Origin of the sequence: Haladaptatus cibarius D43, from assembly GCF_000710615.1 — an archaeon.
In the GTDB taxonomy this organism is placed as follows: Archaea; Halobacteriota; Halobacteria; order Halobacteriales; family Haladaptataceae; genus Haladaptatus; species Haladaptatus cibarius.
On record NZ_JDTH01000002.1, the window covers coordinates 636,643 to 663,245 of the forward strand.

Annotated in this window: 23 protein-coding genes; 19 read left to right on the top strand and 4 right to left on the bottom strand. The window is 59.6% G+C overall.

Features of this window, described 5'->3' with window-relative positions; translation table 11 throughout:
- Positions 1 to 1,128 precede the first annotated feature (1,128 nt).
- Positions 1,129 to 2,343 (top strand): Cdc6/Cdc18 family protein, encoded by a 1,215-nt coding sequence (locus tag HL45_RS08645; protein WP_049970716.1) that lies wholly within the window; start codon positions 1,129 to 1,131, stop codon positions 2,341 to 2,343.
- A 149-nt stretch (positions 2,344 to 2,492) separates the two neighbouring features.
- On the top strand, positions 2,493 to 3,179 hold the full coding sequence (locus HL45_RS20800) for a hypothetical protein (RefSeq protein WP_049970717.1): 687 nt from the start codon (positions 2,493 to 2,495) through the stop codon (positions 3,177 to 3,179).
- A 78-nt stretch (positions 3,180 to 3,257) separates the two neighbouring features.
- Here HL45_RS20800 and HL45_RS08655 read toward each other — a convergent pair whose 3' ends face one another.
- Complete coding sequence (locus tag HL45_RS08655) at positions 3,258 to 5,024, bottom strand: GMC family oxidoreductase (protein ID WP_049970718.1); 1,767 nt, start codon at positions 5,022 to 5,024, stop codon at positions 3,258 to 3,260.
- A complete protein-coding gene (locus HL45_RS08660; protein ID WP_049970719.1) occupies positions 5,017 to 5,931 on the bottom strand; it encodes a gluconate 2-dehydrogenase subunit 3 family protein in 915 nt (304 codons plus the stop codon). Before HL45_RS08660 ends, HL45_RS08655 begins: the two co-directional genes overlap by 8 nt.
- Before the next feature lie 198 nt (positions 5,932 to 6,129).
- Between HL45_RS08660 and HL45_RS08665 the strand changes: the two genes are divergently transcribed.
- From HL45_RS08665 to HL45_RS08690, 5 genes are all read left to right on the top strand, one after another.
- Positions 6,130 to 7,017: a hypothetical protein gene (locus HL45_RS08665; RefSeq protein WP_049970720.1), complete on the top strand. Its 888-nt coding sequence runs from the start codon at positions 6,130 to 6,132 to the stop codon at positions 7,015 to 7,017.
- Between the two features lie 28 nt (positions 7,018 to 7,045).
- Positions 7,046 to 7,825, top strand: a complete 780-nt coding sequence (locus HL45_RS08670; RefSeq protein WP_233274728.1) for a sugar phosphate isomerase/epimerase family protein — start codon at positions 7,046 to 7,048, stop codon at positions 7,823 to 7,825.
- 299 nt (positions 7,826 to 8,124) lie between these two features.
- On the top strand, positions 8,125 to 9,084 hold the full coding sequence (locus tag HL45_RS08680) for a carbohydrate kinase family protein (protein WP_049970722.1): 960 nt from the start codon (positions 8,125 to 8,127) through the stop codon (positions 9,082 to 9,084).
- Between the two features lie 77 nt (positions 9,085 to 9,161).
- On the top strand, positions 9,162 to 10,778 hold the full coding sequence (locus HL45_RS08685; protein WP_084156832.1) for a uracil-xanthine permease family protein: 1,617 nt from the start codon (positions 9,162 to 9,164) through the stop codon (positions 10,776 to 10,778).
- A 110-nt stretch (positions 10,779 to 10,888) separates the two neighbouring features.
- Entirely contained in the window at positions 10,889 to 11,188 is a 300-nt protein-coding gene (locus tag HL45_RS08690) for a DUF5320 domain-containing protein (protein ID WP_049970723.1), read from the top strand.
- Here the strand turns inward: HL45_RS08690 and HL45_RS08695 are convergent.
- A complete protein-coding gene (locus tag HL45_RS08695) occupies positions 11,181 to 11,555 on the bottom strand; it encodes a secondary thiamine-phosphate synthase enzyme YjbQ (RefSeq protein ID WP_049970724.1) in 375 nt (124 codons plus the stop codon). The genes HL45_RS08690 and HL45_RS08695 overlap by 8 nt on opposite strands.
- Before the next feature lie 52 nt (positions 11,556 to 11,607).
- Between HL45_RS08695 and HL45_RS08700 the strand changes: the two genes are divergently transcribed.
- The 9 genes from HL45_RS08700 to HL45_RS08740 all read left to right on the top strand — a co-directional run bounded on the left by HL45_RS08700 (position 11,608) and on the right by HL45_RS08740 (position 21,819).
- Positions 11,608 to 11,913 (top strand): MazG nucleotide pyrophosphohydrolase domain-containing protein, encoded by a 306-nt coding sequence (locus HL45_RS08700; RefSeq protein ID WP_049970725.1) that lies wholly within the window; start codon positions 11,608 to 11,610, stop codon positions 11,911 to 11,913.
- Positions 11,914 to 12,085: 172 nt separating this feature from the next.
- Entirely contained in the window at positions 12,086 to 13,327 is a 1,242-nt protein-coding gene (locus HL45_RS08705) for an ABC transporter substrate-binding protein (protein ID WP_084156833.1), read from the top strand.
- Positions 13,324 to 15,783: a methyl-accepting chemotaxis protein gene (locus tag HL45_RS08710; protein WP_049970726.1), complete on the top strand. Its 2,460-nt coding sequence runs from the start codon at positions 13,324 to 13,326 to the stop codon at positions 15,781 to 15,783. Before HL45_RS08705 ends, HL45_RS08710 begins: the two co-directional genes overlap by 4 nt.
- 126 nt (positions 15,784 to 15,909) lie before the next feature.
- Positions 15,910 to 16,386, top strand: a complete 477-nt coding sequence (locus HL45_RS08715) for a YbaK/EbsC family protein (protein WP_049970727.1) — start codon at positions 15,910 to 15,912, stop codon at positions 16,384 to 16,386.
- Between the two features lie 56 nt (positions 16,387 to 16,442).
- Entirely contained in the window at positions 16,443 to 16,871 is a 429-nt protein-coding gene (locus HL45_RS08720) for a DUF4149 domain-containing protein (protein ID WP_049970728.1), read from the top strand.
- Between the two features lie 11 nt (positions 16,872 to 16,882).
- Complete coding sequence (locus tag HL45_RS08725) at positions 16,883 to 17,299, top strand: GIY-YIG nuclease family protein (RefSeq protein WP_049970729.1); 417 nt, start codon at positions 16,883 to 16,885, stop codon at positions 17,297 to 17,299.
- A 59-nt stretch (positions 17,300 to 17,358) separates the two neighbouring features.
- Positions 17,359 to 19,461, top strand: coding sequence for an acetate--CoA ligase family protein (locus tag HL45_RS08730; protein WP_049970730.1), 2,103 nt, complete (start codon positions 17,359 to 17,361; stop codon positions 19,459 to 19,461).
- Positions 19,458 to 20,555, top strand: a complete 1,098-nt coding sequence (locus HL45_RS08735) for a phosphotransacetylase family protein (RefSeq protein WP_049970731.1) — start codon at positions 19,458 to 19,460, stop codon at positions 20,553 to 20,555. The genes HL45_RS08730 and HL45_RS08735 overlap by 4 nt, the downstream gene beginning before the upstream one ends.
- 1 nt (position 20,556) lies before the next feature.
- Positions 20,557 to 21,819 (top strand): FAD-dependent monooxygenase, encoded by a 1,263-nt coding sequence (locus HL45_RS08740; RefSeq protein ID WP_049970732.1) that lies wholly within the window; start codon positions 20,557 to 20,559, stop codon positions 21,817 to 21,819.
- Here HL45_RS08740 and HL45_RS08745 read toward each other — a convergent pair.
- Entirely contained in the window at positions 21,809 to 22,837 is a 1,029-nt protein-coding gene (locus HL45_RS08745) for an NAD(P)-dependent alcohol dehydrogenase (RefSeq protein WP_049970733.1), read from the bottom strand. The two genes, HL45_RS08740 and HL45_RS08745, sit on opposite strands and share 11 nt — an antisense overlap.
- 137 nt (positions 22,838 to 22,974) lie before the next feature.
- On the opposite strand from HL45_RS08745, the gene thiC reads away from it, so the two are divergent.
- From thiC to HL45_RS08760, 3 genes are all read left to right on the top strand, one after another.
- Entirely contained in the window at positions 22,975 to 24,414 is a 1,440-nt protein-coding gene (gene thiC, locus HL45_RS08750) for a phosphomethylpyrimidine synthase ThiC (RefSeq protein ID WP_084156834.1), read from the top strand.
- A 129-nt stretch (positions 24,415 to 24,543) separates the two neighbouring features.
- Positions 24,544 to 25,137 (top strand): TetR/AcrR family transcriptional regulator, encoded by a 594-nt coding sequence (locus HL45_RS08755; RefSeq protein WP_049970734.1) that lies wholly within the window; start codon positions 24,544 to 24,546, stop codon positions 25,135 to 25,137.
- Complete coding sequence (locus HL45_RS08760) at positions 25,134 to 26,603, top strand: MATE family efflux transporter (protein ID WP_049970735.1); 1,470 nt, start codon at positions 25,134 to 25,136, stop codon at positions 26,601 to 26,603. Before HL45_RS08755 ends, HL45_RS08760 begins: the two co-directional genes overlap by 4 nt.

Consider the following 26,603-nt stretch of genomic DNA (forward strand, 5'->3'; position numbering starts at 1 on the left):
CCACATTTTGCGTTGTTCCTCGGTTTGCCTCCTCCTCGTGCCATTCCTTGGTACCTATCAACCCGTGTCATTCCTCGGTTCCCGACCGACCCCATTGTTCCGCTGTGTCTGACGACTTTCTCTGGATAACACCGATTCAGATTGTACCCCGTCGTTCCGCTGTCTTCCGTGTCGGTGCCGCTCGCTGTTATTGTACATTGATTACCCCGTCGTTCCGCTGTTTTTCGTCGTTTCACTGTCTTTCGACTATCGGTCTGCCAGTTTCGTCATTCGCCTGTTATAAGCGTCGTTTCGGTCGGTTGCCATCGAAACATCGACCGGTTTCATGACGTGAGGAGTGATGCGGTACCCCATCGTTCCGCTGTTTATCAGCTAATACATCGAACTATTCAGGGCGTTTAAAGAAGTTTTACCCGCCTATCTACCGCTCGGAAGGAACGAAGTTAGTGTGAGAAGGGCAGTATGGAAACAGTCGGAGAAAGATACGGCACTGTTTCTCACACCTCATACACCGTCGTTCCGCTGTCTTTGGAAGCCTCGTTCTCGCTGGCTTCCATCGTTATCTGCTTTCACGGGGGTTCTCACCCACCCCATCGTTCCGTTGTTCTCTATAGACGTGGGGTGAGACGGGATGTGCCGTTCTTTCCTGTGTTTCCGCTGTCTTATTTAGTTTATAAACACCCCCACCCCTCGATTCCGTTGTTTTCTCGTCGAAAAGGGTGGTGGGGGTGAGACAGAAATTCGAGAAAATGAATTATTCATCAACTATTTCGGTGAAATAGTCTATTTCGTCTGGTTTACGGATATTGTTGTAGTGATGATGACTTGAACCTTCCCATTCTAGAGTCCTCCGTCACATCCCCACCCCTCTTTCTCACAGATACAGCGGAACTGAGGGGTGGGGGTGGTACTTAAACAAACGAGTCAAAAGAAACAGAAGACTCAGCGGAACGGGTGGTTTCGGGGTGATTTACCCGACAATCGATGGACGCCCAACAACCGCCAAACCCCCGAGAAACGGGACTACAAACCCTATCCGTCAGACACAGCCGTTTCACACGAAACACAGGAAACATAGGAACAGGTGGTTCGGAAGCGTTATGACCCTGCTCCGTTTGCGGTGGAGTAATGGGTTCATTCGAGTTCGTCCGCGAACACTCTCCGTACAAACATCGGGAGGCATTGCTTGACGATTACACGCCCGATACGCTGGTCGGGCGTGATTCTGAGTTGGCCGAGTATCACGGTGCGCTCCAGCCCGCCATCTACGGCGAGCAACCGGACAACATCTTTCTCTACGGCAAGGCCGGTGTTGGGAAAACGGCGGCGACGCGATTCCTACTCGATAAACTTGAACATAACGCGGGCGACTACGATGACTTGGAAATCTTCACGGAACTCGTCAACTGCGACGGCTTGAACTCCAGCTATCGCGTGGCCAGCCATCTCGTGAACACGCTCCGTGACCCGGCCAACCGCATCAGCGAAACCGGCTATTCGCGGTCGCAGGTGTACGAACTGATGTGGGACGAACTCGACACCCACGGCGGCATCATCCTGTTGGTGCTGGACGAAATCGACCATCTCAAAGACGACAGCATTCTCTACCAACTCTCCCGTGCGCGCGAGAACGAAAACCTCACCGAGGCCCGAATCGGCCTCATCGGCATCAGCAACGACCTCACTTTCCGAGACGGTCTGTCACCGAAAGTTCGCTCGTCGCTCTGTGAACGCTCGATTTCGTTTTCGACCTACGACGCGAACGAACTTCGCGCCGTTCTCGACCAACGTCGAGAAGTCGCGTTCAAAGACGACGTGCTGACGGACGACGTGATTCCGCTGTGCGCCGCGTTCGGTGCGCAGGAATCCGGTGACGCGCGAAAAGCACTCGATTTGCTTCTGAAAGCTGGCGACCTCGCCCGCGAGGAAAACGCCGCACGCGTTTCGGAGGAGCACGTTCGCCGGGGCCGGGACTTGCTCGAACGCGAGCAGGTCGCCCGCGGAATCGCCGACCTGAACGACCACGAACGACTGGTCGTCTACGCGCTCGCAACGCTCGAAGCCGAAAGCGAAACGCCCGCTCGGTCGCGCGAAATCTACTCCCGGTATAAAGCGCTTTCAGACGCCGCCCAACGCGAAGCCCTCACTGCGCGCTGGCTCCGCGAGCATCTCGACGACCTCTCGATGCTCGGTATCCTCTCCGTCTCCGAAATCAACGAAGGCTCCGCGGGCGGGAAGTACCGCGAATATGCCCTCCAGCAAGACCTCGCGGTCGTCCTCGACGCCTTGGAGGAAACGCTCGAAGCGATGGGCGTTCACACGAGCGTCAAAGGCTACGTCTGAAACCTCGATACAAATCCGGTTTTCGCCATTACTTCCCCGAAACGTCGGCTGACTCGCGCCGACGAGTCGTACAACGTTCCGAGATAGCCGGATAACGCTTCGAACGATGACTCTCGTTTATTAATGCGCTCGCTGTGCGCTTTTGCGGTATGACAAACCCACCAACCGACGAACCCCGAATCCAGGGACAGGCTGCTCACGGACAAAAACCTCACAGACGGACGACTCGCAGACGGTTTCTCAGAGCCACAGGCGCTTCGCTGGTCGGACTCTCCACACTCCCTACAGTCTCGTTGGCACAGGGACAAAACGTCGCGGAGTCTTTCGAATTCGGCGGCGAGGTACAAGCGTGGCAGGGGCGCTCACCGCAGTCCATTCAGGGCCAGCAGAACCCGACGCTTGAGCTACAGACGGGAAACGTGTACGAGGTGACGTGGGAGAATATCGACGGCCAACCGCACAACTTCGCCTTGCAGGACGCGGACGGGCAGAACCTTCCCGTCATCTTCCCCGACGTGCAGACGAACATGGGCGGCGGCGGACAGGGTGGTAATCAAGGCGGCGGCGGCGGTGGCGGACAAGGCGGCGGTGGCGGCGGTCAGGTAACGCCCCCCGATGACGCAATCGACGTGACAGAGACGATTACACAGCAGGGTGCGACCCAGACGCTTCGCTTCGTCGCCACGCAGGACGTGGCGCAGTACATCTGTGTCATTCATCCGACGACGATGGTCGGAGAAGTTAGTCTGCAAGGCGGTGGCGGAGGCGGCGGAAACGGTGGCGGTGGCGGAGGCGGCGGAAACGGTGGCGGTGGAGGCAATGATGGCGGGAACTAACACTCCGACGAAGCGAAAATAGTCGTTTCGTGAACCGCCCGCACCGCCACCGCAACCGACCGAACTAATTTTTGCGTCCTATCCGAGCATCCGTGGTCGCTTGAAATACTGCTTGATGCCGTCTGCCGCCCGGTACGCTAGCGCGCCGACCGTTCCGGTCGGATTGTAGCCGCTGTTGTGCGGGAACGCCGAGGCTCCGGGCACGAACAGATTTTCCGCGTCCCAACACTGGAGATAGGAGTTGACGACCGACTGGTTTGGGTCAGAACCCATAATTGCGCCGCCCGTGTTGTGCGTCGATTGGTACGGTCGAATGTCGTAGTTTCCGCCCTCGCCGATAACCTCCGTTCCGACGCCCATCTTCGTTGGCCCCATCGCTTCGATGATTTCGGCACAGCGCTGTCCTTCGAACTCGGCGAGTTTTCTGTCCTGTTCCGTCCAGTTGAACGTCATCCGAAGCAGTGGGTCGCCCCACTCGTCGGTGTAGGTCGGGTCTAAGTCGAGGTAGTTGGTGCGGTGGGGCATGACTGCACCCTGTGCTGAGATGCTGGCCGTGCTGTTGTGATATTTGACGCTGGCGCGTTTGAACTCGCCACCCCACTCCTTTTCCACGTTCGGCGGCGATTCGTTGTTCGCAATCGGTCGCTTGCCGGTTTGGCTGATGGAAATGTTGCCGCCGTGAATGAAGTCCAGATCGGTGTGATCGAAGTTGTCGCCGTTCCAGTCGTCCACCGCGGCCCCGAGCGCACCCGCACCCATGTAGAGGTTCCACTCCTCGTCGTCGAAATACCCTGCCGCGCCGCCGCCGAAGTTCTGATAGCAGTAGTTCTTTCCAACGGTTCCCTCGCCGGTTTCCGGGTCGTAGGGTTCGCCGATGTTCGACAACAGGAGCAGTTTGACGTTCCAGAGTGCGTAGGCCGTGAGCGCGACGACCTCCGCCGGTTGAATGTACACCGTGTTGTCCACCGTATCGACGTACTTTACGCCGGTTACGCGACCTTCCTGTTCGTCGTAAACGAGGCGACGCGCGTCACACTGCGTTCGCAGTTCGAAGTTGCCGGTTTCCTGTGCGGACGGGAGAACGGTGACCGTCGGGTCTGCTTTCGCGCCCCACTCACAACCGAAGCGTTCGCAGTAGCCGCAGTACTGACACGGCCCGCGCGCGACCCCGTCGGGGTTCGTGTACGCCTCCGAAAGGTTCGCCGAAGGTGCCATAAATGGATGGTAACCGACGCTCGCCGAGGCCTCCATGAACCGACTCAGAAGTGGCGAGGTAATCATGGGTTGCGTCGGATACTCCTCTCGTGGCCCTTCGAACGGATTGCCTTCGTCCTGTATGTTCCCGTTGAGGTTGCCCGCCGCACCCGAAATGCCGGTCATCTCCTCGAACGTCTGGTAGTACGGCCTGAGTTCGTCATAGGTGATTCCCCAGTCCTGTAACTGCATGTTCTCCGGAATCTTCTCCGGGCCGTATCTGTCGAGCGTCCGCGACCGAATTTCGAAGTCGTAGGGAAGGAATCGCCACGTCTGGCCGTTCCAGTGAACGCCCGCTCCGCCGACGCCCTTGCCGGGGAGAAACGACCCCAGTTGCCGCATCGGCAGGGCCTTTTGATTCGGTTCATTTCGGAACGTCAGAGTGCCCTTCGAGAGGTCTTGCATCATTTCGTAGCGCAGGGCATAGCGCAGTTCGTTGTGCATGGTGAGATAATCCTCGGGGCCGCGCTCACCGCCGCGCTCGATGCCGACGACCTGCTTGCCGTCCTCCGCGAGTTCCTTACCGATAATTCCGCCCGTCCACCCGACGCCGACACAGACCACATCGACCGGGTCTAACACTTCAGGCATCGGTATCGCCCTCCGAATTTCCGTGTGCGTCGTTTTCCTGTGCGTCGTCCTGCTCACTTTCCATTTCGTACCGCGGGCCGTGGCTGTGAGCGGTCGATTCGGACGAGTTCGACGACTCCGACGAACCCGTGCCGGTTTCGATTCCGGTGGATTCCACGTCGTCCTCGACGCCTTGCGGCGGGATTCGAATGAATCCCTTCCTGCCGATGAGTTCCTTGTAACTGCCGAGCGCGCCGGGCGACCCGGGGAAACGCTTCATCCGCCATCCGGCCATATTCCGATTGCCGCCGTAGGTGGGGTCACAGTAGACGCCCTCCAGAACGTTCGTGCGAAAGAGCGTGAAAAACTCCGACGGTTTGACCGAGCGGAAGTTGTTGGGTTCGTCGTTTTCGAGCGCCGTGAGCAGTTCGTCTTGCTGGTCGGTAGATAGGTCGAGAAAGCTCCCGCCGAACTCGTTGTTTGCGTACTCCTCAGTCCACTCCAGCGCGAACTCGTAGGTTTCGACCGGTGTGAGGTTCGATTGCCAGCCCTGATTCGGAATCGCGTCCTCGAACTGGTTGACGAACGGCGGTTCCATATACCAGTTTTCGCCCTGTCCCCACGCCCCCGCAAGTTGGCGGTCGATGAAGTAGACGACGCCGGTTTCGACAGCACCCGGCCCGAACTCATCAGACGGGTAAATCCGCTCCGCCATCGCCTGTACCAGTCGCGCTTGGTTGATGTCGAGTTGAACGAGCGCGTCCTCGTCTACGCCGGTATCGCCATTTTGTGTGTCTTGTTGTTGTACTTCTCCGCGCGCGACGTCGGCGGCGTGCCCCGACAGCACTATTCCGCCTGCGAGTCCCGACTGGCCGAGAAAGGAGCGTCGCGTGAAATCGAATCGTGTCTCCGGTTGTTCTTCTGGCATCTTCGTCCCCGTTGTTCGACCAGTGCAACCGAATAATCATTATCGACTGTTATAGACTGTTCACGAAGTAATCGGTCAGTTGTTCGCCCTACCGGAGCAGTAATCGGCAGTAATGTTGAAAAATTGAAAATTTATCACCGACGAACACCACGAACGGTCTGGACGGTTTAACGCACCGACCGAAGTAGAACGCGCACAATGCAGGGATTTCGATTCGGCGTCGTCTTCGTGGTGGTCGCACTCGTCGTCGCGCCAATGGCCGGTGTCGCACAGTCGACCGACGGGACACAACAGTCGCAACTACAGCGGGTAGGACAACAACAGACAGGTCAACAGCAATCACAGCAAGCCAATCAATCACAACAAACCAACGCGACCTTCGAACCCGCACTGGTCGAGAATGAGACTGTCTCGCTTGCTGGTGTTCCGCTCAATATCGAAAAAGGCTTGCTAACGCTCCGAGACGGGACGTTGACGCTGTTCGTGGAACGCGGCGCGGTGACGGCAGACAGAACCACCGCAGTCGTGACGAACACGCGAATCGCGCTCGGAGATAACGTGACTCCCTCCGAGGCGAACAGGACGCGACAAGCCCTCGAAGACGGGAGACTCGCGGCACCGTCGGGCGTTTCGCACGCTCGGCTTGCCGCTGGATTGCTGTCGGTCGAAACCAACGGCATCGCGTTCACCGAGACGAACATCGATACGAACGTCGGCAATCCCACGGTTCCACCGGGTCGCGCCGTCGCAGGGCCGGTGGAAAGTCCGTTCGAGGTGACGAACCTCAGCGCGCCGGAATCCCTTCCGGTCGGCCAGTCGTTCAACGTCTCGGCGACCGTTCGAAATCCCGGCAACAGAACTGGCACCGAGGAACTACAGTATCGGGTCGAGGGTATCACCGCCCAACGGCAAACCGTGACGCTCGGTGCGAACGAGTCACGAACGGTGACCTTCGAGGTCAGTTCGGGGACGCTCCCGAGCGAACCGGGAACGTACTCTCACGGTGTGTACGCATTCGACAGCAACCAGACGGTGAGCATCTCGTTGACTGGCGGCAATCAGTCGAATCAATCAGTTTGGCGGTGACCGCCGACCACACCAGAGATACGATTGAATGAACGAAATGAATGCGAAGACGGGATTCGTCACGCAAATCGGGATGGAGTACGAGGAGGCGTTCGAAATCGCGGATGACCTCGGGTTCGACTATGTGGAACTGATGATGGACGGAGCGACCGAACGCCAGCATCTCGACCCGGATGCTGTTCGCGCGCGTGCAGAGAAGTGCAATATCGACCTCACGGTTCATCTTCCATTCGCGCTCGACATCGGTTCTCCTTTCGAATACGTTCGGGAGGGAACAATTCGAGAAGTTCAGACCGCCGTCGAAACGGCGAATGCGTTCGGCGCGACCAAAGGTGTCCTCCACGCCAGTTCGAGCGCGTGGAAGCCCGCGTGGGATGCGGAAATCGTCGCGTCGAACATCGTCGAATCAGTACGGAAAATCGACGGTTTTGCGGACGACCTCGGCTTCGAAATCTGCGTCGAAAACATCCCCGGCGGGTGGTTTACCATCCACGATTTCGACCGAATTTTCGACGAGACGAACGCTTCGATGACTCTCGACACGGGCCACGCGCGAATCGACGGACTGGATTCGGGTGGGATGGCTTCCTTCGTCGGGAGCCACGGCGACCGAATTTCACACTTCCACCTGAACGACACGCGACTGGCGAGAGACGAACATCTCCCGTTCGGGTCGGGAACCATCGACTTCCGCGAGATTTTTGGGGCGTTGCCCGACGATTGGGACGGAACGCTCTCGCTTGAGGTGTTCACCCTCGATTACGGCTACATCGAGACGAGCAAAACGTCTCTGGATGAACTGCTCTGAGGCGTGAGCAGACGGTTTGATTTTCGTCTCGATAGTGCGTATTCTAACCAAGCAGGCGGGCGAGTGCACTACACTCGCCCGCCAACCGAGTGTCGTTTTTATTTGACTGGAAGCTCGGAATACGATCGGTATCCGAGCCATCGGCTTTGATTTGGGCGGGCAGGCCGACGGCCCGCCTGCCCCGTGATTTTAATCGGTTTTTCTGCCCTTGAAACAACGTGACCGAAAACACTCTCACCCACGCGACAAACCACATCGAGTAAGCAAACCCTTTCCTGCTGGGCTTCTCACGGGAAACCATGACGGAAACACCGAAGCCGCGAATCCTCGTCTCCGGGGAAACGCTCGTGGACTTCCTCCCGGAACAGCCCGGCACGCTCTCGAACGTGTCTTCGTTCGACCGCAGGCCGGGCGGGGCACCTGCGAACGTCGCAGTCGCGCTCTCCAAACTGGACGAAACGCCGTGGTTCTGGACTCGTGTTGCGGACGATCCATTCGGTGATTTTCTCGCGGACACGCTGGCAGAAACCCTCCCCGACCGATTCGTAGAACGAGACTCCGACGCGAAGACGACGCTGGCGTTCGTCACCCACGACGAAACCGGCGACCGAGAGTTTAGCTTCTACCGCGACGGCACCGCGGACACGCAACTTCGCCCCGGTGGCGTGGAGGACGACGTGCTGGCCGACATCGAATGGGTGTACGTCGGTGGCGTCATGCTGGCCTCGAATCCGGGTCGCCGGGCGACGCTTGACCTCGCGGAACGCGCGAAAAAAGCGGGCTGTTCGGTCGTGTTCGACCCGAACGCCCGCACCGAACTGTGGCCGGAAAACGGGTATCTCGACATGGTTGACCAGATGCTCGGTCTCTCGGACGTGGTGAAGGCGACTCCAGAAGACCTCAACATGGCTGGATTCGACGCGGAAAATCCGGTCACACTCGCGGTCGATGTCTGCGAAGCCGGGCCGCACACCTGCCTGCTAACGCTCGGCGAGGACGGTTCCCATGCTCATGCATCCGAGGACGCGCCGTGGGGTGAGAACTCCTTGAGCCATTCAGGCTACGACGTTTCAGTGGAAGACACAACGGGTGCTGGAGATGCGTTCACTGCTGGCGCGATGGCAGCACTCGCCGAAGGAGAACCACTCTCTGAAGTGCTCGCGTTCGCCAACGCCGTCGCCGCCCTGACGACGACCGAATCGGGAGCGATGACGGCACTGCCGAATCGGCCATCCGTCACCCAACTTCGAAAGTCGTAACTTCTCCTACGAAGTTCGTAACGGCACTTTTATGCCGATTACGAGGAATCCGAACAACAGACCGCGACTGAGAAGACATGACAGGAACGACAGATGACACGAATGGGGAGTCTGCGGACGCAAACGGCGTGAAAAAGAGGGCATCGGAAGAGGGAATACCGGAAGACGGGGCACTCGAAGAAGCGTCGTTCGTGGAGTACGGCATCGAGGACAAACCACCAACGGGGGAATCGGTTCTCCTGGGATTCCAACATTATCTCACGATGATTGGCGCGAACATCGCCGTTCCGTTGGCGCTCGCGGGCGCGATGGAGATGCCCGCAGACCAGACGGCGCAGTTCGTCGGCACTTTCTTCGTCGTCTCCGGACTCGCCACACTGGCTCAGACGACGGTCGGCAATCGGTATCCAATCGTGCAGGGGGCGACGTTTTCGATGCTCGCACCCGCGTTGGCGATTATTGGCGTGATTGGCGGTGGATGGCGCGTCACCTTGCTCGAACTACAAGGGGCGGTCATCGCGGCGGCCGCCGTCGAAGTGCTGGTCGGCTATCTCGGCTTGATGGGCCGACTGAAAAAGTATCTCTCGCCGGTCGTCATCGCGCCGACCATCACACTCATCGGCCTGTCGCTCTTCAACGTTCCGCAGATTACGGCGACCAATCAGAACTGGTGGCTCGTCGGCCTGACGGTCGGACTCATCGTTCTCTTCTCGCAGTATCTCGACAACCATCGCGCGTTTCGACTGTTTCCCGTTCTCCTCGGTGTCGTCTCTGCGTGGCTCATCGCCGCGATTCTGTCGGTGACCGGATTCTACTCTCCGGGAGCGCCGGGTCACGTCGCGCTCGGGCAAGTGGCGAGTGCCCAGCCGATTCAGCCAGTAATGCCGCTTCAGTGGGGAATGCCGCGCTTCACGCTTCCCTACATCATCGGCATGTTCGCGGGCGTCGTCGCGTCGATGATTGAGAGTTTCGGCGACTACCACGCCGTCGCCCGACTGTCGGGCGTCGGCGCGCCGAGCAGAAAGCGCATCGACCACGGCATCGGAATGGAAGGCATCGCCAGCGTTTTCGCTGGAATCATGGGCACCGGAAACGGTTCGACCTCGTATTCGGAAAACATCGGAGCAATCGGTCTGACTGGAGTCGCCTCGCGCCACGTGGTTCAGATTGGGGCTATCTTGATGCTCGTCGTCGGTTTCGTCGGCTACTTCGGCCAACTCGTCGCAACTATTCCGAGTCCAATCGTCGGCGGCCTGTTCATCGCCATGTTCGGGCAAATCGCCGCGGTCGGCCTATCAAACCTGAAATACGTCGATTTGGACTCCCAGCGCAACCTGTTCATCGTCGGCTTCGCCATGTTCGCCGGACTCGCAATTCCGGCGTACATCGGCGGCCTCGGCGCAGGAACGGAACAGTCCGGTGCGGAACTGTTCCAAGAGGGGTTGGCGAACGTCGCGGTGCTCGGCCCGGCCTTGGGCACCGACCTCGTTGCGAATACGCTGTACGTCATCCTCGGAACCGGAATGGCAGTCGGCGGTTTCGTCGCGTTCTTCCTCGACAACACGGTCGAAGGAACACGCGAGGAACGCGGCCTCGAAGCATGGGACGCCATTACAGAGGACGAGAGCGACTTCGAGAGTGCAATCGACCGACTCGGTTCCGGTCGCGGTTCCGACCCGACGAAGGCGGACTAACTCGTTTTTTAATTTGTTTTTCCACGCGACAGTCTCTCGCAATTTTCGCCCACAAGTTTTTGCTCTCCCCGAGAGTGAGTAGAGATAGCACGCAACAAGGATAGATAGCAATGACGGCAAACGAATCGGAAACCACGACGAGCACCTCGGACGACCAACAGACGACCGACGAGCTGCGAGAAGACGACCTCCAAGCACAAGTCAAAGCCCTCCGCGACGAACTCGAAACGACGAAAAACCGCCTCCATCACGCCGAGAAAAACCTACGGTGGATGGCACAACACCAAGCCAGCGAAACCGGAAAAAGCGTCTGTCCGGAGTGCAGTTCCGGCGGTTCGCTCTCCGTGGAGCGAACCGCCACCGGGAAAAAGAAAGTCGAGTGTCGGAACTGCGGCGCGCGACTTATCTGACGATAACCCGGCGCGTTCGCGGGCCATCGCAGTCCACGAACAGAACCGATTGCCACGTCCCGAGAGCCAGGCCGCCATCCGAAACTGGAATCGTGACGCTGGAACCGAGAAGCATCGAACGGAGATGAGCGTCCGCGTTGTCGTCGATTTCGTCGTGTCGATAGCCGTCGTCTTCAGGAACGAGCGCGGAAAGCGCGGTTTCGAGGTCGGAAAGCAGTCGGGATTCGTCTTCGTTCACGACCACGCCTGCGGTCGTGTGCGGGACGAAAACGGTGCAGGTTTCGGCGTCCGAAAAAACACGCCGCTCTACCTGTTCAGTAATATCCACGACGGCCACTCGCTCCGAGGTGCTGATTTCGAACTCCATGCTTTCACTTCGACCCGTGGGTTCTAAACCATCACCTCGAAAGTGTACCTCTATGAAAGAACAACAAACTGTCGCAAAATTCCTCGCGGAGCACGACATGGATGCCCCGCCCGCGTACCGACTGCTCGACCTCACGGCCGAAATCGGCGAACTGGCGAAAGATGCGAACGAATCGACCGACTACGGCGCGTCGCCGGAGTCGATTTCGGTGAACGAAGACGAAATCGGTGATACACTGTTTGCCCTGCTCTCGCTCGCCGAATCGTTGGACATCGACGCAAGCAACGCGTTGAACGAAGCGATTTCGAAGTACGAATCTCGAATCGAAACCACAGGCGACGCCGGTTCCGGAAGATAATCGCACAACTTCGTCGGGTGGTTGATTTGCGCTGACTATCATCACCATCTCCTTGCAACTTTTGTTCGTTGTCTCGTTTCGCTATTAGAATGTCAACAAATATCCCGCCAATTATCACGACTGATATGTGAATCGAAAGGATTATCCTCGATTTGCCGACTCTTGTGTGTATATGAATACTGATGTGTCGAGACGAGGATACCTCCGTCTCGCCAGCACGCTTCCAGCGACCGGCGCACTCGCCGGTTGTCTGGGTGGGAAACTCGGCCGTTCGCCGATTCAACTCGGCGCGGTGCTTCCGCTTTCGGCCGAGGGCTTTCTCGGAACTGTCGCCAAACACCATCGACGGGCGGTCGAACAGGCGGTCGTCGACGTGAATCAGGCGGGCGGACCACTCGGCCGCGAAATCGAACTCACGGTCGAAGACACCGCGCTCGACCCGGAGCAGGCGAAAACGGCACTGGCAACGCTTTCCAATGCGGGTGCCGTCGGATTCGTCGGCCCGGTTGTCACCGACATTTCGATGGTTCTCGCGGAAGAACTGCCAAACAAAGACATCTTCGCGGTGAGTCCGTCGAGTACGCATCCGGCACTTGCGACGGCGGGACGGTCAAACGGCACGAAATTCTTCGGACGTACTGCCGCCAACGACATTCAGCAAGCGCTCGTGATGGCGAAAGTTCTCAACAGTGATCGCTACGTCGGTGCGGAAAACGTCGCCACCTTGTACGTAGACAACAGTTTCGGCGCGGGACTCGCGGACACCATCGAAGCCAACGTTTCCGGTGACGTAGTCGCCTCCATCCCGTTTCCGACGGGTCGAGAAACGTACGCGAGAGAACTCAAGCAAATCGAAGACTCCGGCGCGGACGTGGTCGCATTCGCCAGCGAACCCGGTAATACGACGGTTCTCGAAGCACTCACCGAGAGTTCGTACGATGGCGAATACGTCCTTAGCGAAGGACTCCTTCCGGGGGAAATTCCGCCGCACATGGATGGCATGTACAGCGCGTCGGTGGCCGCGACGAACACGACCGGCGCTATCGAACTCGAACAGAAACTCCGCGACATCGCGCCGCTCGCGGCCTACACACAGCACGCCTACGACGGGCTGTTTCTGATGGCACTCGCAATCGAACAGGCGGGAGCGGCGACCGCATCCGCCATCAGCAACAACCTCGTCTCCGTTTCAGGTGGACGCGGACAGACGGTTTCTGTCGATGACTTCGAGCGCGCAGCCACGCTCATCGACGCTGGCAGGGACGTGAACTATCAGGGTGCGTCGAGTTCGGTCGATTTGAACGAGAATCTCGAACCTCTCAACGCCTACATCATCGAGCAAGTGAACGGAAGCGCAATCACCGAACTCGAACTCCTGCGTGCGTCCTTTTTCGAAGGGAGGATGGAACAATGACTGACGCCGACGACGCAGACGGCTCCCGGCGCGGGATTCGAAGTCGAATCGAGGGAGTACTACCGGCACGAATCCGACGGAGTTACGCCGCGAAGTTCGGAACGGTGTTGTTCACGATACTGATTCTCATCTCGTCTATCGGATTCTACATCCATTTCGACACGAAACAACTCGTGCAGGAGGAGAATCGCACGGAAATCAACAACGCCGCGAAGGGCGAGGCGGAGGCATTGCACAAATGGGTCACGAAGAAGCGTTCGACGACGCGATTCCTCGCCGAATCGGTGTCCGCGAATCAGACGGATACGGAGCGACAGGCGCTCGTCGAACGGAAACTCATCGACCTCCCGAACGACGTGCAGGCGATTCACTACGTCGATAGTCAGAGTAAGACTGTCCTCGCCAGCACGACGGACGGGTTGGTCGGAACGACGCCCACCGAAACTGACGCCGCGTGGGCGAACAAATCGTTATCCGTCTCGGATTCGGACGGCGTCCAAGTGATGAATCCATACGAGGAAAACGGTGAGCCGGTGACGGCGTTCGTCGCGCCGACCAGCGACCCGAATCGAATGGTCGTCATGACGACGTCCCTGACCGAGCGTTCGCACGCTCTTTCGTCGCCGATTGCGACGGGTGACATGACGGTCGTGGACGGGGAAGGAACCGTAGTTCTCGACAATCAGAACGCCCGGGTGCTGTCGGGGTATGGTGACGACGCGAGCGCCGCTATCGCGGACGGCCTATCCGGCAACAGCGACATCAAACGACTGTCTGGTTCGGACGGCAAATCGGCGGTGATGGCGTACACGCCCGTCGTCGGAACAGACTGGGTGCTGCTGTATCAGGTTCCGGTCAAATCCGCATTCGCGCTGCAAACTCACGTTACGCAGAACATCGGGGTTCTCGTGGCGATGGCCGTGCTGATGCTCGTGGTCGTCGGACTCTCCATCGGTCGCGGAACTGCGCAGTCGCTTGCGACCGTTTCGAAGACGGCGGACGAAATTTCTGCCGGGCGACTCGACGCGGAACTCCCGAGAACGAAACGAGAGGACGAGATGGGTAATCTGTTCGGTTCGTTCGAATCCATGCACGAGTACCTGAACACGGTCGCAGACCAAGCCGACGCCCTCTCTCGAAAGGAGTTCGACGCGCCGGTGTTCGAGAAGGAAGTCCCAGGCGAGTTCGGTGAAACGCTCGAAGAGATGCGAACCGACCTCAGAGCAATGGTGGCTGACATCGAGCGCGCTCGCGCCGAAGCCGAAAACGCGCAGGCAGAAGCGGAAGCATCGCAAGCACGGGCGGAGTCGGCACAGCAGGAAGCGGAGCAACTCAATACGGCACTTCAGCGCAAGGCCAACGAGTTCAGTGCGGTGATGGGGCAGGCGGCGGACGGCGACCTCACGCAGCGCATGGCGACGGAAAGTCCGACGCAACCGATGACCGACATCGCCCGCGAGTTCAATCAGATGATGGACGAACTCGAAGCGACGATACGCGACGTAAACGAGTTCGCGGAAACGGTCGCCGCGGCGAGTCAGGAAGTGACCGCGAGCACCGACGAAATCGAACAGGCGAGTCGGCAGGTCACCGAATCGACGCAGTTGATGTCCGAAGGGGCGGTCGAGCAGTCCGAACGCCTCGAACACACCGCAGGCGAAATGAGCGAACTGTCGGCGACCATCGAAGAAATCGCCGCCTCGGCCGACCAAGTCGCCGAATCGGCTAACCACGCGGAAACACTCGGTGAAGACGGTCGGGAGGCGGCGCAGGCCGCAATCGAGGAGATGGCGGCCATCGAATCGGGAACCGAAACGACGGTGGAACACATCGAGGAACTGGAAACCGAAATCGAGCGCATCGGCGACGTGGTGGAACTGATTCGCTCCATCGCCGACCAGACGAACATGCTCGCGCTGAACGCCAACATCGAGGCGGCGAGTGCGGACGGTTCGACCGACGGCTTCGAAGTCGTCGCAAACGAGGTGAAAGAACTCGCCAACGAGACGAAGAAGGCAGTCGGCGACATCGAACAGCGCATCGAAACCGTCAGAGAGCGGGCGGAAGTGACCGTCGAAGACATCAGGGAAACCCACGGCGCGGTCGAAGACGGCGTCGTGACCGTCAACGAGGCGCTGGAATCGCTCGAAGAAATCGTGGTGAACGTCGAAGAGACGAGCGTCGGCGTCGAGGAAATCAACGACGTGACGGACGAACAGGCGGAGACGACCGCGGACGTCGTCGCCATGGTTGACGACGTGAGCCAAATCGGGGAACAGACGGCCGAAGAAGCCGAGGACGTTGCGGCCGCGGCCGAAGAACAAACCGCATCCCTCGGCGAAGTGTCCCAGAGCGCAGAATCGCTCGCTCGACAGGCAGAATCGCTTGCGGCCACGGTTGACGATTTCCACGTCGAACCGCAACACGACGAAAACGGTTCGGACGACTCGCAGTAGAATCGGTTTTTTTCTTCCCTCACTTTTCACTTTTCCCGCTTTTCATTTCTCCCCGATTTCTCGACTCCGACGGTTTTCGATTACCGACACCATCACCGATTTGGCGGTTCGCACGCCAGTAGCAGTATGCACGAACGAGCCAGCGAGTTCGAAGACCGCGCGAAAAACGAGTTCAACTTCGACATGGACGTTCACGAGTTTCCGGAAGGGACGAAAACTGCGGAAGATGCCGCGGAGGCAGTCGGCTGTGACGTGGCCCAAATCGCCAGCAGCCTCGTCTTTCGTGCTGGTGACGACCTCGTCGTGGTCGTCACCAGCGGCGCGAATCGGATGAGCGAGGAAAAACTCGCGGCGTTGCGCGACGTTCCCGAAACCGAGGTCGGGATGGCCGACGCCGACGAAATCCGAAAAACCGTCGGCTGGTCGATTGGCGGCGTGCCGCCCTTTTGTCACGACAGCGACCTGCCCGTCTATCTGGACGAGACGCTCACCGAATTCGAGACGGTGTGGGGGGCGGCGGGGACGCCGAAAGCCGTGTTTCCGATTGCGCCCGATAAACTGCGGGAGTTGTCGGGTGCGGTTGTCGCTGACGTGAGCGAGTAAAGCGAAGGCAGAATGTAAGCAAAACACCCATTTCGGTTCCGTCCGTTCGTTCCGCCATGACCCTCCTCGAAACGGGACTGCTGTTAGTGTTGAACGCGACCCTCGGAATGTGGCTCGGAGCGATGATTTTCTTCTCGTTCATCGGCGCGCCGACGACGTTCGACGTGCTGGACGACGGTGCGGGGACTGTTGTCAATGCCATCTTCCCAAAATACTACGTGTTCGGCGAACTGCTCGGATTTACGGCGGTCAGCGCCGCGACAATCGCCGGAAGTCAGGACGTGCTCGGTTCGATTGCCGCACTCGCGGTCGGCCCGCTCGTGCTAGTGGCACTCGCCGCGACGATTTACGCTCGCGCCAAACTCATCCCGAAGATGGAGGAAGCGGGAGACGACGGCTTTGCGAAGTATCACAAGCAGTCCGTGATTCTGAACGGAATCACCATGCTCGCGGTGGCTAGCGCGCTGGTTCTCACCCATCTCTGAGATTCGCATCTATGAAAGGAACGTACACCTTGCTGGTCGAACTCACCGACTCCACGGAAATCGAATTTGGTGCGAAAGAAACGAGAGAACTCGATTTCGGGTGGTACGCCTACACTGGAAGTGCCTTCGGGCAAGGCGGTTTCTCGCGCGTGGCGCGCCACGCGCGAGTCGCGTCCCGGGAGAACGAGGCCCGCCACTGGCACATCGACTATCTCCTGGGCAGTTCGGAATCGCGGTTGGTTGAGGATGTGCGAACCGCCGAGGAAGATGTAGAGTGCGAAATCGCGCGAAAACTCGATGCGGAGATTTCACCGGTTTCCGGAATCGGAGCGTCGGACTGCGATTGTGCAACCCATCTCCATTTTGCCTCGGAAAAACCCATCCTCGAATCGGCGGTTCGGCGGGCGCACGAACTGGCAGGAAAGTAATTCTCGCTGACTGAAAGACAAGGACTACTTTTAATCCGTCTCCCGACGACCCTCAAACGATGGGTGATCGCGTACTTTCAGATCTTTTCGCGCCGTCGCGCGTCGCAGTCGTCGGAGCCACGGAAAGCGAAGGCTCCATCGGTCGCGCAATCGTGACGAACCTGCGCGACGACTTCGACGGCGAGACGGTGCCGGTGAACCCGAACTACGACGAGGTGTTCGGGCTGGATTGCTACCCCGACCTCGCGTCCGCGCCCGACGTAGATCTCGCGGTGGTGGTCGTCCCGCCACACATCGCAGTCGATGTCGTGCGCGGTGCGGGCGAGGCGGGCATCGAAAACGTCGTCGTCATCACCGCTGGGTTCGGCGAGACGGGAAGCGAAGGGGCGGCACGAGAACGAGAATTGCAGGAAGTTGCCGAGGAGTACGACATCAACCTCGTCGGCCCGAACAGCCTCGGGGTGATGAGCACGCCGCTCGGCCTGAACGCGACGTTCGGGCCGGAAAACGCCCTGTCCGGGTCGATGTCGTTCATGAGCCAGTCGGGCGCGTTCATCACCGCGGTGCTCGACTGGGCCAACGACGAAGGACTCGGCTTCAAGGACGTCGTCTCACTCGGTAACAAGGCCGTGTTGGACGAGACGGATTTCGTCCGGGCGTGGGGGAACGACCCCGATACCGATGTCATTCTCGCCTATCTCGAAGGTGTCGAGGACGGCGGGGAATTCATCTCGTCCGCGCGCGAGGCGACGGACGACACCCCAATCGTGATGGTCAAGTCGGGCCGAACCGACGCTGGGGCGCAGGCCGTCTCCTCGCACACCGGAACCCTCGCGGGAAGCGACCGGGCCTACGAAGCAGGCCTCGAACAGGCGGGCGTTCTGCGGGTGGACAACGTCCAAGAACTGTTCGACTTCGCCCAGATTTTGGCGGGCCAACCGCTTCCCGAGAAGGACGACGTGGCAATCGTCACGAACGCGGGCGGGCCGGGCGTGATGACCACCGACGCGGTGGGCGATTCGAACCTCTCGCTGGCGTCGTTTTCGGAGGAAACGCTCTCGGCCCTGTCGGATGCTCTGCCCGAGGAGGCGAACATCTACAATCCAATCGACACCATCGGGGACGCAAACATCGACCGTTTCCGCGAAGCGGTCGATATCGCGCTGGCCGACGAAAACGTCGGTTGTGCGGTCGTGCTTTCGGCACCGACCGCCGTACTCGACTACGACGAACTCGCCGAGGTAATCGGCGAACTCCAGACAAAGCACGGCAAACCGGTCGCCGCGGCGATGATGGGCGGCGAACGAACCGAGGGCGCGAAAGAAGTTCTCCGCGAGGACGGGATTCCGAACTACTTCGACCCGGCCCGTGCGGTTCGAAGCTTAGACGCTCTCGCCACGTTCCGCGACATCAGCGGGCGTGAATACGAGGAACCGACCGAATTCGAAGTTGACGAAGAACGCGCACGGGAAATCCTCTCGCGGGCGAAAGACCGCGGCGACAACCGTCTCGGCGTGGAAGCGATGGATTTGCTTTCGGCCTACGGAATCCCGACGCCGGAGGGAAGCATCGCGGAAACTCCGGAAAACGCGGTTTCGGCCGCACAGGACATCGAGGACGAAGTCGTGATGAAAATCGTTTCGCCCGACATCCTGCACAAATCCGACATCGGCGGGGTGAAAGTCGGGGTGGAAAACGAGGATGTGTACGACGCCTACGAAGACCTCGTGACGCGGGCACGCAACTACCAACCCGACGCGACGATTCTCGGCGTGCAAGTCCAAGAGATGGTGAACCTCGATTCGGGCACCGAAACCATCATCGGGATGAACCGCGACCCGCAGTTCGGCCCGCTCTTGCTGTTCGGACTGGGCGGCATCTTCGTGGAAATCATCGAGGACACGACGTTCCGGGTCGCACCCGTGAGCGAACGCGAGGCCGGAGAGATGGTGAACGACATCGAAACCGCACCACTGCTTCGAGGGGCGCGAGGCCGCGACCCCGCAGACGTGGGGAGCATCGTGGAGAGCATTCAACGTTTGTCGCAACTCGTCACCGACTTCCCCGCGATTCTGGAACTCGACGTGAATCCACTCGTCGCAACCCCCGACGGCGTGCAAGCTATCGACATTCGACTGACCGTGGACACCGACGAACTATGAACACGATACTCGTCACAGCAACCGAAGAAAGCACAGGCAAGACCGCCGTCGCCCTCGCTCTGGCGCGACTCGCACAGGAGCGCGGGCTGTCGGTGAGCTACATGAAACCGAAGGGAACCCGACTCCAGAGCAACGTCGGCAAGACGCTGGACGAAGACCCGATGTTGGCCCGCGAACTGCTCGGACTGGACGCGGAGATGCACGAACTCGAACCAATCGTCTACTCGCCGACGTTCATCCAGCAGGCGATTCGAGGCCGCGAGAGTCCCGAGGAACTCCGCGAACAGGTTCGGGAAAACTTCGACTCGCTGGCCGAAGACAACGATTTGATGATAATCGAGGGTGGCGGTAAACTCACGACGGGCGGCATCGTCGAACTCACCGACCCCGACGTGGCCGAACTACTGGATGCAGAGGTTCTACTCCTCTCGCACTACCGAAACGGAAGCGACGTTGACGACCTCCTCGCGGCGGTAAACGACGTCGGCGACCGACTGTCCGGCGTACTGTTCAACGCCGTGACGAACACGGATTTCGACCCGCTGGATACCGACGTGGTTCCGTTCCTCGAAGGCCGGGACATTCCCGTTCTCGGCGTCGTTCCGCGCCAGCAAGACCTCGCGGGGGTCACGGTCGGCCAGTTGGCCACCGAACTCAACGCCGACGTGCTGACGGGAGGCGACACCGACGCCTTCGTAGAGCGGTTCCTCGTCGGCGCGATGAGCGGCGACAAGGCGCTTCGCCACCTCCGTCGCACGAAAGACGCTGTTCTCGTCACGGGCGGCGACCGCCCAGACCTGCAAACCGTCGCGCTGGAAGCGCCCGGCGTCAAGTGTTTGATTTTGACCGGCGGCTTTCGACCGCCGGGCGCGGTCATCGGAAAGGCGGAAGAAAAGGATGTCCCCATCCTGCTCGTACAGGGCGACACCCTGACGGCAATCGAACGCGCAGAAGACGTGGTGCGTAGCGGTCGAACCCGCGACGAGGAAACGGTCGAACGAATGCGAGGGCTTCTGCACGACCACGCAGACGTGGATGCACTGCTCGGGAACGCAAAAAGCGATACGACGGACACCGAAGAACGAGAGGAATAACATGGCCGAACGCGGGGAGGAAACGGCCACAAAAAATGCGGATGTGGTCGTCGTCGGTGCCGGGCCGGGCGGCTGTGTGTTAAGCTACCTCCTCGCCAGAAGCGGCGTCGAAACCGTACTGCTGGAGCGCCATTCCGATCTCGACCGCGAGTTTCGCGGCTACTTGTTCCAACCACTCGTTTTGCGACTGTTCGACCAGATTGATATTTTGGACGACGTGCGCTCGCTCGACCACGACGAAGTCCGCCGACCCGCTTTGACCGTCTTCGGACATTCACACGAGGTCGTGGATTTCTCTCGGTTGTCGTCACCGTACGAGTACGGAATTTTGATGGAACAACCGCCACTGCTTCGACTGCTCATCGACCGGGCGAACGAGTTCGAGAACTTCGAATTTCGACCCGCAACGACCGTTTCCGACCTCCTGCGCGAAGATGACACGGTCGTGGGCGTCCGTGGAACCGACCGTGAACGAGACGAAGAAATCGAACTGCGAAGTCGCCTCGTCGTCGGTGCCGACGGACGGTATTCGACCGTTCGGGAAACCGCCGGAATCGACGCGGGACCACTGGATTCGAAAGTGGAACTGCTGTGGTTCAAGCTTCCGGCAGATGCGGTTCAGTCCGCGGCACAGGGACGAATTGAAAGCGAGGGAATAGTTCTTTACTTCGGACTGGGGGAAGAGGAAGCACAAGCAGGATGGTTCATCGAGAAGGGAACGTATCCCGAGATTCGGGAGCGCGGAATCGACCACCTTCGGCGGAACGTCGGGGCGGTCGAACCGACGCTTGCCCGCCACCTCACGAGTTTCGACCAATGTTCGCTCCTGCACATCGAACCCGGCATCAGCGAAAAATGGGTCGATGACGGATTGCTCTTGCTCGGCGACGCGGCGCACGTCGCCTCGCCGGTCGGTGGGCAGGGGAATGGTCTGGCGATTCAGGATGCCGTGGTCGCCCATTCGACAATCGTGAACGCACTGGACGGGAGCGGTAGCGGCACGATTCCGAGGGCACGACTTGGCCGGTTCGAGTCGGTTCGTCGTCCCGCCGTCGAAGAAGTGGTTCGACTGCAACGACGCGGCGAACGAGCGCTGTCGTGGTACGTGCTCCACCGCGATTCGATTCCGGGATGGGTCGCCGCACCACTCGCTCGGACGCTGTTTACAGTTGCGCCGAAAACGCCCGGTTTCTGGCGAGCGTGGGAGACGTTTGCGCTCGGAGACAGGGAGATATCGGTCGATACCGAAGCGTTCAGGTCGTAATCATTCCTTTCACCGTCTTTCTTTCCTTTGCTCGCTCGAATGCGTCTCCAATTTCCTCTAGTCCCAACTCGAAATCCACGATTCCTTCTACATCGACTACGCCGTCAGCCAGCAGTTCGATAGCCGCAGGGTACGTGTTCCGGTAGCGAAACGACCCGAACAAGTCCAGTTCGTTGTCGATGATTTTGCCCGTATCGAGCGGGATTTCCGCGTCCTGTGCGAGTCCGATGAGGACGATGGTTCCGCCCCGTCGAACCGCGTCGATTGTCGAACGAATCGCTGGTTCCGCGCCCGAGGCTTCGATGACGACATCGACGCCGTCGCCGTCGGTGAGTTCCGCGACAGCACCTTCGATTTCCGTCTCCCGAACGTCGATGACGGCGTCCGCGCCGCGTGATTCGGCCAGTTGGAGTTTCTCCGGAATCACGTCGGAGATGAACACGTCGGTTGCTCCGACGGCACGGACTGCCTCCATCGCCAGCAGGCCGATTGGCCCGCATCCCGTGACGAGAACCGAATCACCGACCCCGACGTTGCCGCGACGGACGGCGTGAATCCCGACGCTGAGAGGTTCACAGAGCGCACCTTCGCGCAGTGACACCGAGTCGGGAAGTCGATAGGCGAAGTCGGCGGGCCACGCGACGTATTCCGCGAACGCGCCGTCGTCCGGCGGGGTCGCCATAAACGTCACGTCGGGACAGAGGTTGTACTCGCCGCGCTTGCAGTGTGTACAGCGACGGCACGGAACGCCGGGTTCGAGGGCGATTCTGTCGCCCGGTTCGAAGTCCTCGTCGGCGTTTTCGCCGACTGCGACCACTTCGCCCGCACTTTCGTGCCCGAGGACGAGGGTCGATTCGACCACGTAGTCGCCGATTTTCCCGTGTTCGTAGTAGTGAACGTCCGACCCGCAGATGCCGATTTGGCGGACGTTGACCAGTATTTCGTCCCGGTCGGGTTCGGGGCGTTCGCGTGCTTCGACGCGGAGCGACCCCGGTTCGTCGAGGACTGCGACGTGCATACCGAACGTTCGTGCTCGAATGACGTGAAGGCTCGGCGAAATCGAGGCATTCCGAACGCTCGTTCGAATCGAACGACAGCGAGCTGAACCCTTGGCGTGTGCAAGATTTATTACCTAGTAATACCACTCAGTGATTGATGCCGAAGACACAACTTCAACGTGCTCGTGCCGGAGACGTTACCCCTGCGATACGACGAGTCGCCGAGCGCGAAAACAGGAAGCCGGATTTCGTTCGCGAACAGGTCGCAAACGGACAGGCGGTCATTCCGAGCAATCACAACCATGACGCGCTCGACCCGATGATTATCGGTCGAGAGTTCGCCACGAAAGTCAACGCAAATATCGGGAACAGCGAGACGACGAGCGACCGCGAGGGCGAACTCCGAAAACTCCACGCCGCAGTTCACTACGGTGCCGACACCGTGATGGATTTGAGTACCGGCGGCAGTCTCGATGAAATCCGCGAGACGAACGTCGAATACTCGCCCGTTCCCATCGGAACCGTTCCGATTTACGAGGCGGTCACGCTCGTTGACGACGTTGCAAATCTCACGCAGGAACTGCTACTCGACGTCATCGAAAAACAGGCTCGGCAGGGCGTCGATTACATGACGGTTCATGCAGGCGTGCTGATGGAACATCTCCCGCTTACCGATGGCCGCAAAACGGGTATCGTCTCACGAGGCGGGTCGATTCTGGCCAAGTGGATGGAGGAAAACGGCGTGCAAAACCCGCTTTACCTCGCATTCGAGGACATCTGTGAAATCTTTGCGGAGTACGACGTTACGTTCAGTCTTGGCGATGGACTCCGTCCCGGTTGTCTCGCGGACGCCTGCGATGACGCACAGTTCGCGGAACTGGAAACGCTCGGCGAACTAACCCGAACGGCGTGGGAACACGGCGTCCAAGTGATGGTCGAAGGGCCGGGTCACGTCCCGATGGACGACGTTGCGATGAACGTCGAACGACAACAGGAGGTGTGTGACGGCGCTCCGTTCTACGTCCTTGGCCCACTCGTCACCGACATCGCACCGGGATACGACCACATCACGAGTGCTATCGGTGCAACCGAGGCGGCCCGTGCCGGTGCGGCGATGCTCTGTTACGTCACGCCCAAAGAACATCTCGGACTGCCGGACGAGGACGACGTTCGGGACGGACTCGCCGCGTATCGAATCGCTGCACACGCCGGAGACGTGGCGAACGACTTGCCCGGTGCCCGCGACTGGGACGACGCCCTCTCGGAGGCCCGGTACGAGTTCGACTGGCGACGCCAGTTCGAACTCGCACTCGATTCCGAGCGCGCCCGGGACTTTCACGACCAGACGCTCCCCGGTGACAACTACAAAGAAGCCCGCTTCTGTTCGATGTGTGGCGTGGAGTTTTGCTCGATGCGTATCGACCAAGACGCCCGCGAGAGCGACGGCGAGATGCAATCGCTCGCCACCGAGACGGATTTGGACGACTCACCCGCCGCGGACGTCAACCTCCCACCGACTGGTTCTCACGACACGACGGCGATACCCGAACTCCCGGACTTCGCGGAATCGGTGGACGAGAGCCATGCAGACGACTGAACGACTGATACGCTCACGTGGGATTTAACCCCCGTTCGCCGTTATTTATCCCGTTTCCTGTGAGTTGAACTGCTCAAACATTTCCGAAAACGAAACCTACTTCGGGCATCCTGACTGACTAGTCAGTTAATGAGTCAGCGGAGCGAATCGTCGGACACCCGCGAATCTATCATGCGAGCGACCTATTGTGCGCTCAGCAAGCACGGGTACGCCGACTTGACGATGCAGGATATCGCAGAGGAGTTCGAGAAGAGCAAATCGCTCATCCACTACCACTACGAGACGAAAGAAGACCTCTTCGTCGCGTTTCTGGACTATCTGCTCGACCACTTTCACGAACACGTCGAATCAATCGACAGCGACGACCCGGCGGAACGACTGCACCACCTCCTCGACTTGTTCGAATCCGGGCCGTCGGACGACGACAAGCGCGATTTCCACGTCGCCCTGCTCGAAATTAGGGCGCAAGCGCCCTACACCGACGCTTACCGCGAGCAACTCCGGCGGAACACAGACGACCTCCACGATCTCGCTGCCGACATCATTCGGGACGGAACCGAAACCGGCCAGTTCGACTCGGTTGACCCCGACGAGGCGGCCACCGTCCTGCTGGCGACGGTCGATGGGATTCGAATCCGACGCGCGACGCTCGGCGGGAACGACGAAATCGAGGCTATCGACGGCCTGCTTTCCCGATATCTCGGCTGGGAGGGCGCGGAATGAGTTCGAAGAACCTCGACGTGAACCTGACGGATGGTGAACTACTGAAACCACTGCTCGTGTTGTCGTTCCCCATCGTCCTCTCGCAGTTGATGCAGGTCGCCTACAACCTCGCGGACACGTTCTGGGTCGGTCGCCTCGGGCAGGACGCGGTGAGCGCGCTGTCCTTTTCGTGGCCGCTCGTCTTCCTCATGATTTCGGTGGGTGGTGGGTTCACGGTCGCCGGAACCGTGCTTGTTGCCCAGAACAAAGGCGCAGGAAATCACGACCGAGTGGACCACATCGCGGGCCAAACCATCGCGTTCGTCACCGCCATCGCGGTTGCGTTCTCGATTCTCGGGTGGTTCCTCACGCCGACCTTGCTCTCGCTCATCGGGACGACGCCGGGCACGCAGGTTCACGCCTACTCCGTGGAGTACACGCGAACCATCTTCCTCGGCGTGTTCTTCATGTTCGGCTTTTTCATCTTTCAGGCGCTCCTGCGTGGCTGGGGCGACACGAAGACCCCGATGTATCTGATGGCGTTCGGCGTGGTCATCAACGTCGTCTTAGACCCGTTTTTCATCCTCGGGTTTCAGGACAACCCGCTGTTCGGCTACCTCGGAATGCGCGGACTGGAAGCTTCGTTGTTCGACGCGACTGGGTTCACCGGGTTCGGCGTGCAGGGCGCGGCGTTCGCCACAGTTCTCTCACGGGGGGTCGGCGCAGTGGTCGGCTTTGCGCTCCTGTTCTCGGGACGGGTCGGCATCCACCTCTCGTTGGACGACCTGCGACTGCGCGCCGAATCGGTGAAGAAAATCGTCCAAATCGGCGGCCCGACGAGCATCGAACAGAGCACCCGCGCGCTCGGAATCACGGCCATGACCGCCCTCGTCGCGCTGGCCGGAACCGACGCAGTCGCGGCGTTCGGTATCGGCAATCGACTCACGTCGCTCGTCTTCTTGCCCGCGTTGGGACTCGCGCAGGGAACCGAAACCGTAGTCGGGCAAAATCTCGGCGCGGACAGAATCGAGCGTGCGAAACGCGCGGTGTACCTCGCAACGGCAATCATCATGGCGGTTCTCGCCGTCGTCGGTACGGTCGCCTACATCTTCGCAGAACCGATTACGAGTATCTTCATCACAGGAGAAGGGTCAGCCAACGTAATCGAAATCGGTGGCGACTACCTTCGCATCGTCGGGCCGACATTTATCGGCATCGGCGTGTTCCGAATCGTCTCCGGCGGATTCCGCGGTAGTGGGAGTACGCGAGTGGCGATGGTTCTCTCCATCCTCTCGCTCTGGGTGTTCCGACTGCCGCCTGCTTACGCTCTCGTCGAGTGGTACGACATGGGTTCGACTGGAATCTGGTACGGAATCGCGCTGTCGAACGTCCTAACCGCAATCGTCGCCGCCGCGTGGTTCCTGCGCGGAACGTGGACTGATTCGGTCGTGGAATCGTCGAAAAAGCCGACCGTTGCGGACGACTGA

What these genes read in the sequence shown, in the direction of transcription:
- HL45_RS08660 (WP_049970719.1), bottom strand. Translation starts at nt 5,931, where the DNA reads ATGCCAGAAGAACAACCGGAGACACGATTCGATTTCACGCGACGCTCC.
- thiC (WP_084156834.1), top strand. Translation starts at nt 22,975, where the DNA reads ATGCCGAAGACACAACTTCAACGTGCTCGTGCCGGAGACGTTACCCCT.
- HL45_RS08690 (WP_049970723.1), top strand. Translation starts at nt 10,889, where the DNA reads ATGACGGCAAACGAATCGGAAACCACGACGAGCACCTCGGACGACCAA.
- HL45_RS08680 (WP_049970722.1), top strand. Translation starts at nt 8,125, where the DNA reads ATGACGGAAACACCGAAGCCGCGAATCCTCGTCTCCGGGGAAACGCTC.
- HL45_RS08720 (WP_049970728.1), top strand. Translation starts at nt 16,443, where the DNA reads ATGACCCTCCTCGAAACGGGACTGCTGTTAGTGTTGAACGCGACCCTC.
- HL45_RS08685 (WP_084156832.1), top strand. Translation starts at nt 9,162, where the DNA reads ATGACAGGAACGACAGATGACACGAATGGGGAGTCTGCGGACGCAAAC.
- HL45_RS08715 (WP_049970727.1), top strand. Translation starts at nt 15,910, where the DNA reads ATGCACGAACGAGCCAGCGAGTTCGAAGACCGCGCGAAAAACGAGTTC.
- HL45_RS08755 (WP_049970734.1), top strand. Translation starts at nt 24,544, where the DNA reads ATGAGTCAGCGGAGCGAATCGTCGGACACCCGCGAATCTATCATGCGA.
- HL45_RS08740 (WP_049970732.1), top strand. Translation starts at nt 20,557, where the DNA reads ATGGCCGAACGCGGGGAGGAAACGGCCACAAAAAATGCGGATGTGGTC.
- HL45_RS08665 (WP_049970720.1), top strand. Translation starts at nt 6,130, where the DNA reads ATGCAGGGATTTCGATTCGGCGTCGTCTTCGTGGTGGTCGCACTCGTC.
- HL45_RS08695 (WP_049970724.1), bottom strand. Translation starts at nt 11,555, where the DNA reads ATGGAGTTCGAAATCAGCACCTCGGAGCGAGTGGCCGTCGTGGATATT.
- HL45_RS08760 (WP_049970735.1), top strand. Translation starts at nt 25,134, where the DNA reads ATGAGTTCGAAGAACCTCGACGTGAACCTGACGGATGGTGAACTACTG.
- HL45_RS08655 (WP_049970718.1), bottom strand. Translation starts at nt 5,024, where the DNA reads ATGCCTGAAGTGTTAGACCCGGTCGATGTGGTCTGTGTCGGCGTCGGG.
- HL45_RS08700 (WP_049970725.1), top strand. Translation starts at nt 11,608, where the DNA reads ATGAAAGAACAACAAACTGTCGCAAAATTCCTCGCGGAGCACGACATG.
- HL45_RS08725 (WP_049970729.1), top strand. Translation starts at nt 16,883, where the DNA reads ATGAAAGGAACGTACACCTTGCTGGTCGAACTCACCGACTCCACGGAA.
- HL45_RS08670 (WP_233274728.1), top strand. Translation starts at nt 7,046, where the DNA reads ATGAACGAAATGAATGCGAAGACGGGATTCGTCACGCAAATCGGGATG.
- HL45_RS08645 (WP_049970716.1), top strand. Translation starts at nt 1,129, where the DNA reads ATGGGTTCATTCGAGTTCGTCCGCGAACACTCTCCGTACAAACATCGG.
- HL45_RS08745 (WP_049970733.1), bottom strand. Translation starts at nt 22,837, where the DNA reads ATGCACGTCGCAGTCCTCGACGAACCGGGGTCGCTCCGCGTCGAAGCA.
- HL45_RS08705 (WP_084156833.1), top strand. Translation starts at nt 12,086, where the DNA reads ATGAATACTGATGTGTCGAGACGAGGATACCTCCGTCTCGCCAGCACG.
- HL45_RS08735 (WP_049970731.1), top strand. Translation starts at nt 19,458, where the DNA reads ATGAACACGATACTCGTCACAGCAACCGAAGAAAGCACAGGCAAGACC.
- HL45_RS08710 (WP_049970726.1), top strand. Translation starts at nt 13,324, where the DNA reads ATGACTGACGCCGACGACGCAGACGGCTCCCGGCGCGGGATTCGAAGT.
- HL45_RS08730 (WP_049970730.1), top strand. Translation starts at nt 17,359, where the DNA reads ATGGGTGATCGCGTACTTTCAGATCTTTTCGCGCCGTCGCGCGTCGCA.
- HL45_RS20800 (WP_049970717.1), top strand. Translation starts at nt 2,493, where the DNA reads ATGACAAACCCACCAACCGACGAACCCCGAATCCAGGGACAGGCTGCT.